At 67.2% G+C, this 15,868-nt stretch carries 19 protein-coding genes; 8 read left to right on the forward strand and 11 right to left on the reverse strand.

Annotated features, from left to right (window positions below; all coding sequences use genetic code 11):
- Positions 1–123 precede the first annotated feature (123 nt).
- Positions 124–1,398, reverse strand: coding sequence for a Glu/Leu/Phe/Val family dehydrogenase (locus EJP69_RS27805; RefSeq protein WP_126473571.1), 1,275 nt, complete (start codon positions 1,396–1,398; stop codon positions 124–126).
- A gap of 232 nt (positions 1,399–1,630) precedes the next feature.
- Here EJP69_RS27805 and EJP69_RS27810 point away from each other — a divergent pair, with 232 nt between their 5' ends.
- From EJP69_RS27810 to EJP69_RS27820, 3 genes are all read left to right on the forward strand, one after another.
- The gene (locus EJP69_RS27810; RefSeq protein WP_093206429.1) at positions 1,631–1,957 is read left to right on the forward strand and encodes a DUF4148 domain-containing protein; all 327 of its coding nucleotides are present in this window, start codon (positions 1,631–1,633) and stop codon (positions 1,955–1,957) included.
- A 128-nt stretch (positions 1,958–2,085) separates the two neighbouring features.
- Positions 2,086–2,550, forward strand: a complete 465-nt coding sequence (locus tag EJP69_RS27815; RefSeq protein ID WP_093206428.1) for a hypothetical protein — start codon at positions 2,086–2,088, stop codon at positions 2,548–2,550.
- A 138-nt stretch (positions 2,551–2,688) separates the two neighbouring features.
- Complete coding sequence (locus tag EJP69_RS27820) at positions 2,689–3,156, forward strand: Lrp/AsnC ligand binding domain-containing protein (protein WP_019657564.1); 468 nt, start codon at positions 2,689–2,691, stop codon at positions 3,154–3,156.
- 20 nt (positions 3,157–3,176) lie between these two features.
- Here EJP69_RS27820 and EJP69_RS27825 read toward each other — a convergent pair whose 3' ends face one another.
- Entirely contained in the window at positions 3,177–3,881 is a 705-nt protein-coding gene (locus tag EJP69_RS27825) for a YggS family pyridoxal phosphate-dependent enzyme (protein WP_126473677.1), read from the reverse strand.
- Positions 3,882–3,932: 51 nt separating this feature from the next.
- On the opposite strand from EJP69_RS27825, the gene EJP69_RS27830 reads away from it, so the two are divergent.
- The gene (locus EJP69_RS27830) at positions 3,933–4,976 is read left to right on the forward strand and encodes a type IV pilus twitching motility protein PilT (RefSeq protein ID WP_093206426.1); all 1,044 of its coding nucleotides are present in this window, start codon (positions 3,933–3,935) and stop codon (positions 4,974–4,976) included.
- Positions 4,977–5,112: 136 nt separating this feature from the next.
- A complete protein-coding gene (locus EJP69_RS27835; protein WP_093206425.1) occupies positions 5,113–6,249 on the forward strand; it encodes a PilT/PilU family type 4a pilus ATPase in 1,137 nt (378 codons plus the stop codon).
- Here the strand turns inward: EJP69_RS27835 and EJP69_RS27840 are convergent, their stop codons facing one another.
- Together EJP69_RS27840 and EJP69_RS27845 are read right to left on the reverse strand one after the other, a co-directional pair.
- Complete coding sequence (locus EJP69_RS27840; protein ID WP_126473573.1) at positions 6,250–7,803, reverse strand: MFS transporter; 1,554 nt, start codon at positions 7,801–7,803, stop codon at positions 6,250–6,252.
- On the reverse strand, positions 7,800–8,282 hold the full coding sequence (locus EJP69_RS27845; protein WP_093206423.1) for a MerR family transcriptional regulator: 483 nt from the start codon (positions 8,280–8,282) through the stop codon (positions 7,800–7,802). The genes EJP69_RS27840 and EJP69_RS27845 overlap by 4 nt, the downstream gene beginning before the upstream one ends.
- A gap of 87 nt (positions 8,283–8,369) precedes the next feature.
- Here EJP69_RS27845 and EJP69_RS27850 point away from each other — a divergent pair, with 87 nt between their 5' ends.
- On the forward strand, positions 8,370–9,278 hold the full coding sequence (locus EJP69_RS27850; protein WP_093306951.1) for an NAD(P)-dependent oxidoreductase: 909 nt from the start codon (positions 8,370–8,372) through the stop codon (positions 9,276–9,278).
- A 69-nt stretch (positions 9,279–9,347) separates the two neighbouring features.
- On the opposite strand, the gene EJP69_RS27855 is transcribed toward EJP69_RS27850, so the two are convergent.
- The 3 genes from EJP69_RS27855 to EJP69_RS27865 form a co-directional block, all read right to left on the reverse strand.
- Positions 9,348–10,169, reverse strand: a complete 822-nt coding sequence (locus EJP69_RS27855; RefSeq protein ID WP_093206421.1) for a BON domain-containing protein — start codon at positions 10,167–10,169, stop codon at positions 9,348–9,350.
- Entirely contained in the window at positions 10,166–10,777 is a 612-nt protein-coding gene (locus EJP69_RS27860) for an SIS domain-containing protein (protein ID WP_093306949.1), read from the reverse strand. The genes EJP69_RS27855 and EJP69_RS27860 overlap by 4 nt, the downstream gene beginning before the upstream one ends.
- A 97-nt stretch (positions 10,778–10,874) precedes the next feature.
- Positions 10,875–11,252, reverse strand: coding sequence for a YraN family protein (locus EJP69_RS27865; RefSeq protein ID WP_126473574.1), 378 nt, complete (start codon positions 11,250–11,252; stop codon positions 10,875–10,877).
- A 71-nt stretch (positions 11,253–11,323) separates the two neighbouring features.
- On the opposite strand from EJP69_RS27865, the gene rsmI reads away from it, so the two are divergent.
- A complete protein-coding gene (gene rsmI / locus EJP69_RS27870; RefSeq protein ID WP_126473576.1) occupies positions 11,324–12,277 on the forward strand; it encodes a 16S rRNA (cytidine(1402)-2'-O)-methyltransferase in 954 nt (317 codons plus the stop codon).
- Here the strand turns inward: rsmI and EJP69_RS27875 are convergent.
- A complete protein-coding gene (locus tag EJP69_RS27875; RefSeq protein ID WP_126473578.1) occupies positions 12,274–12,819 on the reverse strand; it encodes an RNA 2'-phosphotransferase in 546 nt (181 codons plus the stop codon). The two genes, rsmI and EJP69_RS27875, sit on opposite strands and share 4 nt — an antisense overlap.
- Positions 12,816–13,709, reverse strand: a complete 894-nt coding sequence (locus EJP69_RS27880; protein WP_170217244.1) for a LysR family transcriptional regulator — start codon at positions 13,707–13,709, stop codon at positions 12,816–12,818. The genes EJP69_RS27875 and EJP69_RS27880 overlap by 4 nt, the downstream gene beginning before the upstream one ends.
- A gap of 227 nt (positions 13,710–13,936) precedes the next feature.
- On the opposite strand from EJP69_RS27880, the gene EJP69_RS27890 reads away from it, so the two are divergent.
- Positions 13,937–14,386 carry a hypothetical protein gene (locus EJP69_RS27890; protein ID WP_240652311.1) on the forward strand — a complete coding sequence of 150 codons (450 nt, stop codon included), beginning with the start codon at positions 13,937–13,939 and terminating at the stop codon, positions 14,384–14,386.
- Between the two features lie 17 nt (positions 14,387–14,403).
- Here the strand turns inward: EJP69_RS27890 and EJP69_RS27895 are convergent, their stop codons facing one another.
- Together EJP69_RS27895 and EJP69_RS27900 are read right to left on the reverse strand one after the other, a co-directional pair.
- Positions 14,404–15,132 carry a glutathione S-transferase gene (locus tag EJP69_RS27895; RefSeq protein WP_126473582.1) on the reverse strand — a complete coding sequence of 243 codons (729 nt, stop codon included), beginning with the start codon at positions 15,130–15,132 and terminating at the stop codon, positions 14,404–14,406.
- A 120-nt stretch (positions 15,133–15,252) separates the two neighbouring features.
- Positions 15,253–15,795, reverse strand: a complete 543-nt coding sequence (locus tag EJP69_RS27900; protein ID WP_126473584.1) for a hypothetical protein — start codon at positions 15,793–15,795, stop codon at positions 15,253–15,255.
- Positions 15,796–15,868: the final 73 nt, after the last annotated feature.

The raw sequence follows: 15,868 nt of genomic DNA on the forward strand, positions 1-15,868 counted from the left end.
TCCCACGTCACCGCGGACCTGAGCCACTCGAGAAGGGCATCGGGCGACGCGACGAACGCGGGATCGAGGTGAATTGGCGGGCCACTCATGGGCCCGCAGGATACAAGGACTGGCGCCTTGCGATCAGGGATACAGGCCGCGTTCCTGGCGAGCCATCAGGATGCGCTCGCAGGCCACCGCGTACGTCGCCGTGCGCAGCGTGATCTTGTGCTTGTCCGCCGTGTCCCAGATGTGGTTGAGCGCGTTCATCATGATGCGGTCGAGGCGCACGTTGATCTCGTCCTCGTCCCAGAAGAAGGACGAGAAGTCCTGCACCCATTCGAAGTAGCTCACGGTCACGCCGCCGGCGTTGCAGATCACGTCGGGCACCACCAGCACGCCGCGCTCGGCGAGGATGTCGTCGGCCTGCGGAACGGTGGGGCCGTTGGCGCCTTCGAGCACCAGCTTGGCGGTGGTCTTCTGCGCGCGCTCGGCGGTGAGCTGGCCTTCGAGGGCGGCCGGGATCAGGATGTCGCAGGGCGTGTTCCAGAAATCCTCGTTCGGCACGATGTCGCCGCCGGCCTTGAAGCCGATCACGCCGTCGGTGCGCGAGATGGGCACCAGCTTGGCCAGGTCGAGGCCGTTGCTGTTGACGATGGTGCCGGTGTGGTCCTGCACCGCGACGATCTTGGCGCCGGCTTCGGCGAAGAGTTCTGCCGCGACGGAGCCCACGTTGCCGAAGCCCTGCACCGCGATGCGCGCGCCGCGCAGGTCCATGCCCAGGCGGCGTGCCGCTTCGCGGCCGGTGACGAACACGCCGCGGCCGGTGGCCTTCACGCGGCCCAGCGAACCGCCGAGGTGCAGCGGCTTGCCGGTGACGACGCCGGTGGCGGTGCCGCCGACGTTCATCGAGTAGGTGTCCATCATCCACGCCATGATCTGCGCGTTGGTGTTGACGTCGGGCGCGGGGATGTCGGTGTGCGGGCCGATGATGATGCCGATCTCGCTGGTGTAGCGACGAGTGACTTTCTCGAGCTCCTGCAGCGAGAGCTTCTTCGGGTCGACGCGGATGCCGCCCTTGGCGCCGCCGTACGGCAGGTTGACCGCCGCCGTCTTGATGGTCATCCAGGCCGACAGGGCCATCACTTCTTCCAGCGTGACGTCGGGGTGGAAGCGCACGCCGCCCTTGCCCGGGCCGCGGCTCATGTTGTGCTGCACCCGGTAGCCCTCGAAGTGGGCGATGGTGCCGTCGTCCATTTCGATGGGCACGTCGACGATGAGCGCGCGCTTGGGGCGCTTGAGGGTTTCGACCCAGCGGGCCAGCGGGCCGAGGTACGGCACGACGCGATCGACCTGCGAAAGATATGTGCCCCACGGGCTGTTGGCTGTAGGACTGACGAAGGAGAGTTGTTCGCTCATATGAGTTCCCTTGCTCGGTTTGTTAGGGTGGCCGCAACGATAGACCTCCGCCGCGCGTTGCGCCATGGCTTATGCGCGCCGCGGAGGCGGTTATGCAAGAGAGGTTGGTGGCGCCGCGGCGCGCACATTGCGCCGATGTAATCGCGGCGTGCGGAGGCTGACGGCATCGCTTCCTAGATTGGCACGGTCGGCGCCATTTCCGGCGACGGCGAACAACCAGGAGACACCGACCATGCCGCATCGCACGCTTCTTCTTTCTTCTTCCCTTCTCGCCGCCGCCGCGCTGGCACCGCTGGCGGCATCCGCCGCCGGCGAGTACCACTTCGCGCCGACCGAAGCCGGCGTGACGCGCTACCCCGACCACGCGAAGCAGGACCCTTCGCGCGACAGGGTCGTCGCCGAGCTGGCGACGGCGCAGAAGCAGCCCGCGTGGAACAACGTGAGCCGCGGCGCGCCCTGGCCGGCCGCGCGCACCGGCCAGCCCGCCACGCGCGAGGCGGTAGAGGCCGAGGCCATCAAGGCCATGCGGGCGGGAACGATTCCGTCGGGCGAGCGATAGGCACGCACGAGCCCGTAGATGACAGAAACGTCATCGACGGGTTATCGACCTCGCGGATCCGCTTCGTAGAGTTGCCTCACCAACCCAGGCAAACCCAGCAACCAACGTCACACATCAAGGAGTAACGAATGAGCAAGCAAGCTTCCGCCACCCGTCTGTTCGGCACCGCCGCCCTCGCCGCCCTGCTGGGCACGATCGCCGCGCCGAGCTTCGCCGGCAACTATGCAGAGGGCGATCCGCGCCCCGCGCCGCTGGCCTCGTCGACGACGCGCGCCGCGGTGACCGCCGACGCGGTGCAGTGGCTGAAGACCGCGCCGACACAGGGCTACACCAGCGGCTACCAGCAGGAGCCGGTCGCGGTCTCGGCCAACAGCCGCGCCGCCGTGGCGGCCGACACGCGTCTCTGGATCCAGTCGGGCCTGGCGGCCCAGCAGGCCAGCGAAGCCGGCGCCGACACCATGAAGCCGGGCTACCGCGAAGCCGCCGCCGAATACGCCCGGCTGCGCGCGAGCCCGGCCTACGGCGCCCTGGTCGACCAGCTCAAGAACCAGCAGGCGGCCGCGCAGTCGCAAATGCAAACGCAAGTTCGCTGACGGCGCACGGGACGCACGGCGGCTCCCTGGGTAGTCCAGGGTAGGCTGCCGGCAGTTCCTTGGTTCTATCTCCTATAGCCGGCGGCCATAGGCCGCATCTTCCGCCACGATTCGCTGTCCGGGCTGGATAATCCTCCAATGCTCGACCTGGACCGCATCGATCTCCGGCTGCTGAAGATCCTTCAGGAAGACGGCCGCATCACCAACCTCAAGCTGGCCGAGGCTGTGGCGCTCTCGCCCACCGCGGTGCTGGCGCGGGTGCAGCGGCTCACGCGCGACGGCTTCATCCAGGGCTACGAGGCGCGGCTCGATCCGCACAAGCTGGGCCGCGGCTTCACCGTCTTCGTCGAGGTGCTGCTCGACCGCACCACGCCCAACGTGTTCGACCAGTTCAAGGCCGCCGTGCAGGTGCGCGACGAGATCATGGAATGCCACATGGTCGCGGGCGGCTTCGACTACCTGCTCAAGACCCGCATGGCCGACATGGCCGCCTACCGCGAGTTCGCCGGCACCGTGCTGTGGCAGCTGCCCGGCGTGCGCGAGACGCGGACCTATGCGGTGATGGAAGAAGTGAAGAACAGCGCGCGGCTGCCGCTGGGAGTCTGACGCACGAAGAGGCGATCAGATCAGGCCGGCTTGGCGTAGGTGCGCCCGCCGAAGATCGCCGTGCCGACGCGCACCATCGTGCTGCCCGCGCTGATGGCGGCCTCGAGGTCCGCGCTCATGCCGAGCGACAACGTGTCCAGCGCGATGCCCGCGTCGCGGATCGACTGGTACACGGCATGCGCGCGCAGGCACAGATCGCGCTGCGCTTCGAAGCCGGCGGCCGGCTCGGGAATCGCCATGAGCCCGCGCAGCCGAAGTTGTGGCAAAGCCGCCACAGCGCGCGCCAGCGCCAGCGCCTCTTCCGGAGGCACACCGGACTTGTTGGCACCGCCGTCCACATTAACCTGAAGGCATACATCCAGCGGCGGCAGGTGCGCCGGCCGCTGGGCCGAAAGACGCTCCGCGATCTTCAATCTGTCTATGCTGTGGACCCAGTCGAAGTGCTCGGCCACCGGCCGCGTCTTGTTGCTCTGAAGCGGCCCGATGCAGTGCCATTCGAGGGAAGAACGCAGGTCGGCGAGGGCTTCGATCTTGTCCAGCCCTTCCTGCACGTAGTTCTCGCCGAAGGCCGACTGGCCCGCCGCGTGCGCCTCGCGCACCGCCTCGGGGCCGAAGGTCTTGGACACCGCCAGCAACCGCACTTCCGACGGGTCACGGCCGGCCGTTACACATGCCTTCGCGATCCGGTTGTTTACTTGCTGGAGGTCGTCGCCAATCATCGTCATAATCGTCCAAAATCGTATCAAAACGTCACGAAACCCGAGCCGAGGAGCCCCGTGGACATCACCCAATTGCTGGCGTTCAGCGTCAAGAACAAAGCCTCCGACCTGCACCTTTCCGCGGGCCTGCCGCCCATGATCCGCGTCAACGGCGACGTGCGCCGCATCAACGTCGACGCGCTCGACCACAAGGGCGTGCACGCCATGGTGTACGACATCATGAGCGACACGCACCGCAAGCACTACGAAGAGTTCCTGGAGGTCGACTTCTCGTTCGAGATCGACGGCCTCGCGCGCTTCCGCGTGAACGCCTTCAACCAGGCGCGCGGCGCGGCCGCCGTGTTCCGGACCATTCCTTCGAAGATCCTCACGCTCGAACAACTCAACGCGCCGAAGATTTTCGGCGAACTGGCGCTCAAGCCGCGCGGGCTGGTGCTGGTGACGGGCCCCACGGGCTCGGGCAAGTCGACCACGCTGGCCGCGATGATCAACTACCTCAACGAGAACGAGTACGGCCACATCCTCACGGTGGAAGACCCGATCGAATTCGTGCACGAGTCGAAGAAGTGCCTGATCAACCAGCGCGAAGTGGGGCCGATGACGCTGTCGTTCTCGAACGCCCTGCGCTCCGCGCTGCGCGAAGACCCCGACGCCATCCTGGTGGGCGAGCTGCGCGACCTGGAAACCATCCGCCTGGCCATGACCGCCGCCGAGACGGGCCACCTGGTGTTCGGCACGCTGCACACCTCGTCGGCCGCCAAGACCATCGACCGGATCATCGACGTGTTCCCCGGCGAAGAGAAGGAAATGATCCGCGCGATGCTCTCGGAGTCGCTGCAGGCCGTGATCTCGCAGACGCTGTGCAAGACCAAGGACGGCCAGGGCCGCGTGGCGGCGCACGAGATCATGCTGGGCACGCCAGCCATCCGGAACCTGATCCGCGAGGCGAAGGTGGCGCAGATGTACTCCACCATCCAGACCGGCCAGGGCTCGGGCATGCAGACGCTCGACCAGAACCTGACGGAACTGGTGCGCCGCAATACCATCTCGGCAGCAGAGGCCCGCGGCAAGGCCAAGATCCCAGAGAATTTCCCAGGCTAGTCATGAGGCCCCCCGGCTTTTCACTTCGCTGCGCTGCGTGTAACTCCACCCTCCAAGGGGGAGGCGCGGCCGCCTTGGGGCGGCCCGGCGGTCGGCCGCCAACGGGTTCAATCTAAACAGATCAAGGAGCGCTCTCATGGAACGCGATCAAGCCAGCCAGTTCATCAACGACCTGCTCAAGCTCATGGTGAGCCGCAACGGCAGCGACCTGTTCATCACGGCCGACTTCCCGCCGGCCATCAAGGTCGACGGCAAGGTCACCAAGGTCTCGCAGCAGGCGCTGGGCGCGCCGCACACGCTGGCGCTCACCCGCTCGATCATGAACGACCGCCAGACGGCCGAATTCGAGCGCACCAAGGAATGCAACTTCGCGATCTCGCCGACCGGCATCGGCCGCTTCCGCGTGAACGCCTTCGTGCAGCAGGGCAAGGTTGGCATGGTGCTGCGGACCATTCCCGCCAAGCTGCCGACCATCGACGGGCTGGGCATGCCGCAGGTGCTGAAGGACGTGTCGATGACCAAGCGCGGCCTGTGCATCCTGGTGGGTGCCACGGGCTCGGGCAAGTCGACCACGCTGGCCGCGATGATCGACTGGCGCAACGAGAACTCGTTCGGCCACATCGTGACGGTGGAAGACCCGGTCGAATTCGTGCATCCGCACAAGAACTGCGTGGTGACGCAGCGCGAGGTGGGCATCGATACCGACAGCTGGGAGGCCGCGCTGAAGAACACGCTGCGCCAGGCGCCCGACGTGATCCTGATGGGCGAAATCCGCGACCGCGAGACCATGGAACACGCCGTGGCCTTCGCCGAAACGGGCCACCTGTGCATGGCAACGCTGCACGCCAACAGCGCCAACCAGGCGCTGGACCGGATCATCAACTTCTTCCCCGAAGAGCGCCGCGCCCAGCTGCTGATGGACCTGTCGCTGAACCTGCGCTCGCTGGTTTCGCAGCGGCTGGTGCCGACGGAAGACGGCCTGGGCCGCGTGGCCGCGGTGGAAGTGCTGCTGAACACGCCGCTGATTTCCGACCTGATCTTCAAGGGCGAAGTGGGCGAGATCAAGGAGATCATGCGCAAGAGCCGCAACCTGGGCATGCAGACCTTCGACCAGGCGCTGTTCGACCTGTTCGAGAGCCACTCGATCAGCTTCGAGGACGCCATCCGCAACGCCGACTCGGCCAACGACCTGCGGCTGCAGATCAAGCTCAACAGCCAGCGTGCGCGCAGCACCGACCTGGCCGCGGGCACGGAGCACTTCGCGATCGTCTGATCAGTCGATCGTCCGCTGCCACGCGGCGAACACGCCGGCAGCCAGCGCAATCACCGCCATCGCGGTGAAGCCGTCGAGCGAGGCCATGAACGTGGCCTGCTGCTCCAGCGTGCGATAGAGCGTGCCGAGCGCCATCGCATGCGCCTCGCCGGCCGCATGGCCCGCCGCGGCGAAGCCGCGGGTCAAAGAATCCAGCGCCTGCATGAAGCTCGCGTTCGCGGCATTGGCCGATTCGCTCAGCCGCACCTCGTGCAGCGCGAGCCGGTGCTGCTGGAGCGCGATCACGGTCGAGGTCGCGAACGAGATCGCCAGCTGGCGCACGAGGTTCTTCAGGCGGTAGCCGTGCGCGAACTCCTCCGCCGCGAAAGGCTTGAAGGTGAGGTTCGCCACCGGCAGCACGACGAACAGCATCAGCAGCCCGCGCAGCAGCAGCGGCACCAGCAGTGCCTCGCGCCCGGCCTGCGGCGTGACGCGCGACAGCAGCCACGCCGCCAGCGCCGCGATGCCGAAACCGACGACGATCAGCCACTTCTTGCGCGCCAGCCGCGCCGAGTACTTCAGGTAGACGAAGACCAGCAGCCCGGTCGCGAACGAGGCCGCACCCGTGAAGTAGCCGGCGTTGCCCACAGTGAAGCCCAGGCCGCCCTCCATCATCCGCGGCAGCAGGTAGCTGAAGCCCGTCGAGAGGTAGTAGTAGACGACGTAGAGCGCCAGCCCGACGCGGAACGAGGCATTGCGCAGCGCATGCAGCCGCACCAGCGGCGCCGGGTGCCGCCACTGCTGCCAGCCGAACCAGGCGAGCCCCGCCACGCTCGCGATGGTGAGGCCGATGAGCGCGGGCGAGCCGGTGAAGAGCTCGAAGTGCGAGCGCGTCAACACCACCTGCAGCGCGGCCTGCGCGAGCGCAAACACCACGTAGGCGATGTAGTGCGGCTCGGTGCGCTCGTGCGGCTCGACGTCGCCGATGTCGGGCAGCGTCCAGAGCACGAGCAGGCCGATCAGCGCCGCGGCCGGCGCGGTACTCGCGAACAGCCAGCGCCAGTCGAAGTTGGCGACCAGGAAGGCGCCCGCGATGGGTGCCAGCGCACCGCCGAAGACGATCAGCACCATGAACGCCTTCAGCGCCTTGGCACGGCGCGCGGGCGGAATGCCGATCTGGATCAGGATACGACAGGCGCCCAGCATCGGACCGACGAAGTAGCCTTGCGCGGCACGCGCGAGCGTGAGTTGCATCGAGCTGTCGCACAGCGCCGCACCCACGCCGCCCGCGGCGAAGGCGAACATGCAGACTGCCAGGTAGCGCCGGTAGCCCAGCCGCTCGATCCACGCATGCTGTTGCAGGATGCCGAGCACGGCGCCCAGCGCATAGGCGCTCGAGGCCCACACGAGTTCGTCGGGCGAGGCGTTCACGCCGCCGGCGATGTAGCTGGCGAAGAAGGCGAAGAGCGCGTTGTCGAAATAGTCGATGGCCGTGACGAGGCCGATGGCCCAGGGCAGCAGCGCGACCGCGGCACTGCTGCCGCGCGAAGGCCATGCCAGGGCCGTCGTGCTCATGATGCGGGCCGTTCCTTGCGACGCTGCTCGAGCGCCTCCTCCACCGGCTCGCCGGCGAGGCGGCGCTCCACGTAGTCGAGATCGCGCTTGAGCTGCGCCTGCAGCGCGGCGGCTTCCTTGAGCTCGCGACGGACCTGCGCCACGCGCGCGTCGAGCGTCGCCAACTGCCCGGTGAGGGTTTCGCGCAGCGTCTTGAGCGAGGCATTCGACAGCCGCGGACGCCCGCCTTCGGCCGGCGCCTCCATCGGCTGCTGAAGCATCGCGGTAATGGCGGTGAGCGAGAAACCCAGCGAGCGCATGCGCAGCACGCGTGCCAGCTTGTCGAGATCGGCCTGCTCGTACAGGCGGTAGCCGCCCTCGCTGCGCACCGGCACCACGATGCCCAGTTCCTCGTAGTACTTGAGCGTGCGCGGCGTGACGTCGAGCCGGGCCGCGGCGTCGCGCACCGTGATGGTCCTGGCGGGGTTCTGGACGGTCATGATGGGGCGATTTTACCCAAACCTGTACGTTCACGTATATGTTAGACGCATCCCACCTGCGACGGAATGGCTTTAAGCTGTCGCCCCATGAGCAGCATCAACCCCCGCACCTACGAATCCGTTCCCGCACAGACAGTGGCCTTCCTCGGCCTCGGCGTCATGGGCGGCCCGATGGCCGGCCACCTGGCAAAGGCCGGCCACAGCGTCACGGTCTACAACCGCACGGCCGCCAAGGCGCAGGCCTGGGCCGACGAATTCGGCCCGCCCGGCCGCCATGCCGCCACGCCGCGCGAAGCGGTCGCGGGCGCCGACATCGTGTTCAGCTGCGTCGGCAATGACGACGACCTGCGCTCGGTGGTGCTGGGCGACGACGGCGCCTTCGCCGGCATGAAGAAGGGTGCCGTGCTGGTCGACCACACGACCGCCTCGGCCGACGTGGCGCGCGAGCTTTCCAGGGCGGCCCAGGCGCTGGGCCTGCACTTCATCGACGCACCCGTCTCGGGCGGCCAGGCCGGCGCGCAGAACGGCGCGCTCACGGTGATGTGCGGCGGCGACGCGGCGGTGTTCGAACGCATCAAGCCGGTGGCCATGGCCTTCTCGCGCGCGGTCACGCTGCTGGGCGAGAGCGGCGCCGGCCAGCTCGCGAAGATGGTCAACCAGATCGCCATTGCGGGGCTGGTGCAGGGCCTGTCGGAAGCCATCGCCTTCGGCCAGCGCGCCGGACTCGACATGGAAGCCGTGCTGGGCGTCATCAGCAAGGGCGCGGCCCAGAGCTGGCAGATGGAGAACCGCGGCAAGACCATGATCGAAGGCAAGTTCGACTACGGCTTCGCCGTCGACTGGATGCGCAAGGACCTGGGCCTGGTGCTCGACGAAGCCAAGCGCAACGGCGCGCGCGTGCCGGTGACGGCGCTGGTCGACCAGTTCTATGCCGACGTGCAGCAGGCCGGCGGGCGGCGCTGGGATACCTCGAGCCTCATCACGCGGCTCAAGTGACCAGCCAGGTGACGCCATGAAAAAAGCCCGCTGATGCGGGCTTTTTGTTCTGGCTCGCCGGCCGGCTCTTCAGCGCACCGGCGAGGTCGTCACCCCGCTCGAGGACGGCGTCGACGTGGACGAGCCCGAAGCGGGCAGCGGCTCCATCGGCGGCAGCGGCACGCGCGAGGTGGAGGAAGACGACGACGGCGTGGAGGGCGTAGCCGAAGTCACCGGCGCCGGCCCCGCGCCGCCGCGCTGCGCGGCGGCCTGGTTCGCCGCCTGGCTTGCCGCCAGGTCGGCCTCGCTCACGACCTCGACCACGCGCACCACCTTGACCACGCCCGACACGCCGCGCGTGATCTCGGTGGCGCGATCGGTCTCGCGGCGCGTGGCGATGCCCATCAGGTAGACCACGCCACGCTCGGTCACCACCTTGAAGGAATTGGCGAAGATGTCCTTGGCGTCGAGCAGGGAGGCCTTCACCTTGCCGGTGATGTACAGGTCGTTCGAGCGGTCCTGGAAGGTGCTGGAGGAGCCGACGGTCAGCTCGTTGACCACCGAGCGCACGTTCACGATGCGGCTGACTTCGTCTTCGACGCGGCGGCGGTCTGCATCGCTGCCCACGGCGCCCGTCAGCAGCACCTGGCGGTTGTAGCTGGTGACGCTCACGTACATCTGGTCGTTGGCGATGTCGCGCACGCGGGCCGCCGCGCGCAGCTCGATGCCCTGGTCGTCCAGTTGCGCGCCCGAGCTGCGGCGGTCGGTGGCCACCATGCCCACGCCCACCACGGCCGCGCCACCCACGACGAGCGGCACGCAGGCGGAAAGACTCGTGACCAGTGCGGCGCCCAGGGTCAGGGCGAGAGCGAAACGTTGGGTCGATGTCGTCGTCATGGTCGTCATGGTCATGAGGAAACCTCCTGTTCTCCGAGTAACTGGGCGTCCACGCCGTCGCACAGGCAATGCAGCGCGATCTGGTGGATCTCGTGGATGCGAGCCGCACGCTCGTGCGGCACGCTGATCTGAACGTCGGTCTCGCGCAGCGCGCGGCCGATGGAGCCGCCCGCGCCCGACGCGGCATTGCCGAGCAGCGCGACCACGGTCATGTCGCGCTCGTGCGCCGCGGTCACGGCGGCCAGCACCGAAGCCGATTGGCCGCTGATGCTCAATGCCAGCAGCACGTCGCCGGCCTGGCCGAGCGCACGGACCTGCCGGGCGAAGCGGTCGGCATCCACGGCTTCCGCGCCGTCGGCACCGGGGTCGGTGGCGTCGCCGGGCAGCGCGATGGCGCCGAGCTCTGGCCTCTCGCGTTCGAAGCGGCCCACGAACTGCGCGGCGAACTGGGCCGCCAGCAGGCCCGACACGCCGGCTCCGCAGGCGAGCACCTTGCCGCCGCTGGTCACGCACGCCAGGATGGCCTGCATCGCTTGAGAGATGGGTTTGCTGAGGACCGGTCCGGTCTGGTATTTGAGGTCGGCACTGTCGATGAAGTGCTGCTGAATCCGTTGCTCGAGCATGAGGCGGGATGATAACTGCGGGTTGTGAAACAAGACGTTTGAGTTGTGGAGCCTTGGTCAGCGCTTCGGTTCCCGTGCGAGGGCATGACGAGAGGCATCAGCCCGCGTCGAAAGCCCCTTGCAGCCAGGTGATTTTCTCCTCGACCAGCACCACGTCGAAACGGCACGGCGGAAGCGTGCGCAGCCGGCTCAGGTAGTGCTGCGCGGCGAGCACGATGCGCCGCTGCTTCGCCGCGGTGATGCTGCCGCCCGCGCCGCCGTGCGCGCCGGTGCTGCGCTGGCGGACCTCCACGAACACCAACGTGCCCGCGGGCGAAGGGCGCGGATCGCGCATGATCAGGTCGATCTCGCCGCCGCCGCGCCCGGGCGTCCGATAATTGCGGGCGAGCAGCACGAGGCCGGCGTCCCGCAGGTGGTCGAGCGCGGCGTCTTCCGCCGCATCGCCCCGATGCTTCGTCGTGGTGTCGGTCTTCATGGCCCTCCCTGTCTGCGGCCTGCTTGCGATCTCTTTTTCTGACTTCTTGTTCGTTCCGACGGAGAAACCCCTTGGCTTCACTCGCCCCTGCTTCTTTCGGCGCCGCCCTCGCGGCCGCGCACGACGCCGCGGGTGCGCAGCATTATCCGCAGGGCACGCTCTACGTCGTCGCCACGCCCATCGGCAACCTAGCCGACATCACGCTGCGTGCGCTGCACGTGCTGCAGCTGGTGGACGCCATCGCCTGCGAGGACACGCGCCATACGCAGACCCTGCTGCGCGCCTACGGCATCGACCGCCCCGGCTCCCGGCTGCTGGCTGTGCACCAGCACAACGAGGCCGAGGCCGCGCAGGCCGTGGTCGCGCGGCTCGCGCAGGGCGAGCGCATCGCCTACGTCAGCGACGCCGGCACGCCCGGCGTGAGCGACCCCGGCGCACGCCTTGCGGCCGCCGTGCGCGCCGCGGGGCAGCGCGTGCTGCCGCTGCCGGGTGCCAGCAGCGTGACCACGCTGATCGGTGCCGCGGGGCTGGTGGCCGACGGCGGCGGTGACGGCAATGCCAGCAGCAGTGCCTTCGTCTTCGCTGGATTCCTGCCGAGCAAGTCGGGCGAGCGCGACACGGCCGTGCAGGCGCTGTCGCAGGAGCCGCGCGCGGTGGTGCTGCTGGAGGCCCCACACCGCATCGAGAACCTCGCGCGCGCGCTGTCCACGCTGGGCGAGCGCCGCGTCACTGTGGGCCGCGAACTCACCAAGCAGTTCGAGGAAATCGCCACCGTCGCGGCCAGCGCATTGCCCGACTGGTTCGGCGCCGACCGCGACCGCACGCGCGGCGAGTTCGCGCTGGTGCTGCACCCCGTGGCCGTGAGCGGCGACGGCGGCGCGGAAGGCGAGCGCGTACTGCGCCTGTTGCTGGCCGAACTGCCTGTGAAGACGGCCGTGAAGCTCGCGGCCGAAATCAGCGGCGCCCCGCGCAACACGCTGTACGACACTGCCCTGCGCATCCGCAACGAGGCGGAGCAGGACTAGCCCGGCGGAAGAAAAAGAAACTCCGGCGGCACCGCCGCGGTCAGCCAGACCCCGTTTTCCGCACGATGGAAGACATGGCCCGCCGCATGCATGCGGCCCGCATCCACCCTGAGCACATGCGCCTTGCCGTGGCGCTGCCCCACCAGCACCGCAGTGGCTTCGTCGGCTGACAGATGCACGTGCTGCCGCGATCCCGGCAGCAGGCCCTGGGCACGAATGGACGCCAGGAAACGCGTGGCCGTGCCGTGGAAAAGCAGCGGCGGCGGAGCAATCGCCTCGAAGCTGCGGCTGACCTGCGGTGTGGAGTGGCCTTGCAGCGCACGAATGCTCAGCCCGTCTGCCGACAATTCGTAACGCTTCTTCGCGCCCGAGTCGACTGCGTGCAGGACATCCGCCGTCGTCAGGTCGCGCCCTGCTGCCACGGCTCCGGCCACCAGCGCTTCGATGCCGGCCCAGCCCTGCGCATCGAGCCGCAGGCCGATGGACTCCGGCGCATGCCGCAGGATGTAGGCGATGAACTTGCTGGCGTCTTCGGACGTCATCGGGTCTTCCAGTGGTCGCCGTGTGCGAGCAACGCGTCCATCAGCCGCTGCACGTGCGCGGTCGGTGGCCGGTCGGCTGCGTGGAACACGTGGTAGTCGAGCGACGGATAGCCCTGCAGCGGAATCGCCACCAGGCCATTGGGAATGTGGCAGCAGGCATTCACCACCGTGAGGCCAAAGCCCAGTTGTGCGAAGCGCAGCATCAGCTCCCAGCCGTTGGCTTCGAGCGATGGCTGCCACTGCACCGACTCGGCCTGCAGCAGCCGGCCGAGCAACTCGCGGTGCGGCCGCCCCGCCGGCGGCACGATCAGCTGTGCGCCCTTCAGGTCGCGCAGGCGCGCCGTCTTGCGCGAGGTCAGCGCGTGGCCTCGCGGCACGACCAGCACCTGCCCCACGGATGTCAACCGCACGGCACGCAGATCGGCGGGCACGGTGCCGAGCGGCGCGATGCCCAGCTGCACCTGCCCCGAGCGCACCGCCTGGATCGATTCGTCGCGATCGCGCGTGAGCAGCTGCAGGTGCGGCGACGCCCCCGCGCCCGAGAACCGCGACAGCGCCTTGCCCAGCAGGTAGAGATACGCGCCCTCACCGGCGGCCAGGGTGACGACCGGGGCGTCCTGCCCCTGCGCCAACCCCTTCACGAAGCGCTGGTTGAACGCGAGCAGCTCCCGCGCATGCCGCGCAACCTGCTCGCCCGTGGCAGTGAGTTCGAGCGCACCGCCCACCCGCACGTAGAGCTTCGCGTCGATCTGCTCCGACAGCTTGCGCACCTTGGCGTGCAGCGCCGGCTGGCTGATGTGCAGCAGGCGCGCCGACTCGCTGAAGTTCAGCGTGTCGGCGAACACGGCGAACGACTGCAGTGCATCGAGGTTGGTGCGGGGGATGTCCATCTGGCTATCCATTCTATGGATAGCTCATCCAATAACAGTAGTTCCTGGTGATGAGCTTCATTTCTACGATTCGCCTGCTTCAAGACAACAAGGAACAAGAAATGAAACACACATCTGCATCTGCATCTGCATCTGCATCTGCATCTGCATCTGCATCTGCATCTGCATCTGCATCTACATCTGCACCCGCATCCCGACTCCCCCGGCTCGGCATCGACATCGGCCGCGTGCTGATCGCGGCCGAAGGCGCCGGCGGCGCGGACACATCCTTCATCGGCGGCTCGCTGCAGGACGCGCTGGACACACCGCCCTACGAAGGCATGTTCGAGGCTGTCGGCCCGTTGGTCGAGAAGTTCGAGGGCCGCGTGTGGCTGGTGTCGAAATGCGGGCCGAGCGTGCAGGCCAAGAGCCGTGCGTGGCTGCGGCATCACAGCTTCTTCGAGCGCACCGGCATCGCGCCCGCGAACCTTCGCTTCTGCCTGCAGCGGACGCAAAAGGCCGACCACTGCCGCGAGCTGCGGATCACGCACTTCATCGACGACCGCAGCGACGTGCTGCACCACCTCGAAGGCATGGTGCCTCACCGGTACCTCTTCGGCCCGCAGCGCAAGCCGGTGACGGTCGCAGGATTGGTGTTGCTGCCGGCGTGGAAGGACGCGGCCGCCCTCGTCAACTGACCGGCAAGCTCGGAGAGCTAGCCGTCCAGCTCGGCGTAGCGCCTGAAGATGCCGTCTTCGTTGAACGCGATGCGGCGAGGACTCTGGAGGTAGTCGCGCACGCGCTGGCGGCGCCTGACGTTGGCATGCAGCTTCTCGACTGCGGGTGTCGCGGCCAGCGCCCGCGCCGAGGCTTTTGGAAACGCGTAGCGCAAGCCGTCCACCAGCTGGAACAGCGACAGGTCGGCGTAGGTCAGCGTGTCGCCCACCAGATGCTGGCTGCCCGCGGGATTGCGCTGAAGCACGCACTCGAACCAGCCGAGGAACTTCGGAATGCGCTCTTCACGAAAAGCCTTTGCGCGCAGCATGGCCGCATCGCGCTGGTCTTCGTAGTAGGCGCCGACCGAGATCGGATGGTGCGTGTCGTGCGCCTCTGCCACCGCATCGGCGATGGTGAGCTGCAGCTGGTGCGTCCACAGCCCGTCCGATTCGCCCACGCCCGAAAGGCCGAGTCTGGGGCCCAGGTACAGCAGGATCGCGGCGGTTTGTCCGACCACGATGTCGCCGTCGACGAGGAACGGCGGCGCGAACGCCGGGCGCGCGCTGTCGGGGTCACCCAATCGTTCGCCCAACGCGGACTCGCCTCCGCCTTCGGTCTCGGGCAGCCGCGCCACATCTACATAGTCCGCGCCAGCCGCCTCGAGCGCGAGCCGCACGAATTCACCGCGGCCCTGGATGGTGGGCCAGTAATGGAGTTGGTAGGGCATGCGGGGATGGTGGCATGGGCAGGGAGCAGGGGCAATCACGAGCGCTTCGCAGCAAGGGCACGGACTCGTGCATCAGCACCTTCAAGCGCTCCGTGATCGAAGCAGCCGCTCGAGTCCCCCTTAAGGAGCTCGAGTGATTGGAGGAAGAAGTGAGCAGAAAGCACGCTCAATCTCTTTCGTTCTTGCGGGCGCCCTCAACACTTGCGGGTAGGTTTTGACCCTTCTCGTACCAACCGTGAAGCTCATCATGCGGAAGGATCTTTCTCCGTCGTAAAAAATGATCCTATCCAATCCGTCACGGGCATTTGTCTCCAGATGTCTGAAGGAGCGCAACGCATGGCTCAGCGCAGAGAAAGATTCACTATCACGTTCGATGAAAACCTTCCTGAGCAAATCATCTGGAATTTTCAAGAGGTGATTATTGAAGTACAACATCGAGTCATTGTTTTTCCATTGAATATCGCAAGCAGAGTCGATGCGATCGCTATTCGCAAACTCTTTAATTTTCCCTGCAATCTCTTGATTTTCCACGCCGCCCCTAAGGCTGCCCCATGCAACAAAATGATCGCTCCGCGACCCAGCAAAAGAGTCAATCGGAAGAAAAGTATAAATTACAAAGGCAACCATGCCTACAACGCGCCTCCGAAGAAGATTCATCTTCATCTCATTTCCCCAGGGCAATCGCACGCCCTTTACCATAAAAGAACGCTGACTCGAGCATCGACGCATTAGCACA

Origin of the sequence: Variovorax gossypii, assembly GCF_003965815.1 — a bacterium.
Taxonomy (GTDB): Bacteria; Pseudomonadota; Gammaproteobacteria; order Burkholderiales; family Burkholderiaceae_C; genus Variovorax; species Variovorax gossypii.

What these genes read in the sequence shown, in the direction of transcription:
- EJP69_RS27845 (WP_093206423.1), bottom strand. Translation starts at nt 8,282, where the DNA reads ATGACCGTCCAGAACCCCGCCAGGACCATCACGGTGCGCGACGCCGCG.
- EJP69_RS27860 (WP_093306949.1), bottom strand. Translation starts at nt 10,777, where the DNA reads ATGCTCGAGCAACGGATTCAGCAGCACTTCATCGACAGTGCCGACCTC.
- EJP69_RS27855 (WP_093206421.1), bottom strand. Translation starts at nt 10,169, where the DNA reads ATGACCATGACGACCATGACGACGACATCGACCCAACGTTTCGCTCTC.
- EJP69_RS27875 (WP_126473578.1), bottom strand. Translation starts at nt 12,819, where the DNA reads ATGACGTCCGAAGACGCCAGCAAGTTCATCGCCTACATCCTGCGGCAT.
- EJP69_RS27805 (WP_126473571.1), bottom strand. Translation starts at nt 1,398, where the DNA reads ATGAGCGAACAACTCTCCTTCGTCAGTCCTACAGCCAACAGCCCGTGG.
- EJP69_RS27820 (WP_019657564.1), top strand. Translation starts at nt 2,689, where the DNA reads ATGCTCGACCTGGACCGCATCGATCTCCGGCTGCTGAAGATCCTTCAG.
- EJP69_RS27835 (WP_093206425.1), top strand. Translation starts at nt 5,113, where the DNA reads ATGGAACGCGATCAAGCCAGCCAGTTCATCAACGACCTGCTCAAGCTC.
- EJP69_RS27895 (WP_126473582.1), bottom strand. Translation starts at nt 15,132, where the DNA reads ATGCCCTACCAACTCCATTACTGGCCCACCATCCAGGGCCGCGGTGAA.
- EJP69_RS27810 (WP_093206429.1), top strand. Translation starts at nt 1,631, where the DNA reads ATGCCGCATCGCACGCTTCTTCTTTCTTCTTCCCTTCTCGCCGCCGCC.
- EJP69_RS27880 (WP_170217244.1), bottom strand. Translation starts at nt 13,709, where the DNA reads ATGGACATCCCCCGCACCAACCTCGATGCACTGCAGTCGTTCGCCGTG.
- EJP69_RS27815 (WP_093206428.1), top strand. Translation starts at nt 2,086, where the DNA reads ATGAGCAAGCAAGCTTCCGCCACCCGTCTGTTCGGCACCGCCGCCCTC.
- EJP69_RS27900 (WP_126473584.1), bottom strand. Translation starts at nt 15,795, where the DNA reads ATGAAGATGAATCTTCTTCGGAGGCGCGTTGTAGGCATGGTTGCCTTT.
- EJP69_RS27850 (WP_093306951.1), top strand. Translation starts at nt 8,370, where the DNA reads ATGAGCAGCATCAACCCCCGCACCTACGAATCCGTTCCCGCACAGACA.
- EJP69_RS27840 (WP_126473573.1), bottom strand. Translation starts at nt 7,803, where the DNA reads ATGAGCACGACGGCCCTGGCATGGCCTTCGCGCGGCAGCAGTGCCGCG.
- EJP69_RS27825 (WP_126473677.1), bottom strand. Translation starts at nt 3,881, where the DNA reads ATGACGATGATTGGCGACGACCTCCAGCAAGTAAACAACCGGATCGCG.
- EJP69_RS27865 (WP_126473574.1), bottom strand. Translation starts at nt 11,252, where the DNA reads ATGAAGACCGACACCACGACGAAGCATCGGGGCGATGCGGCGGAAGAC.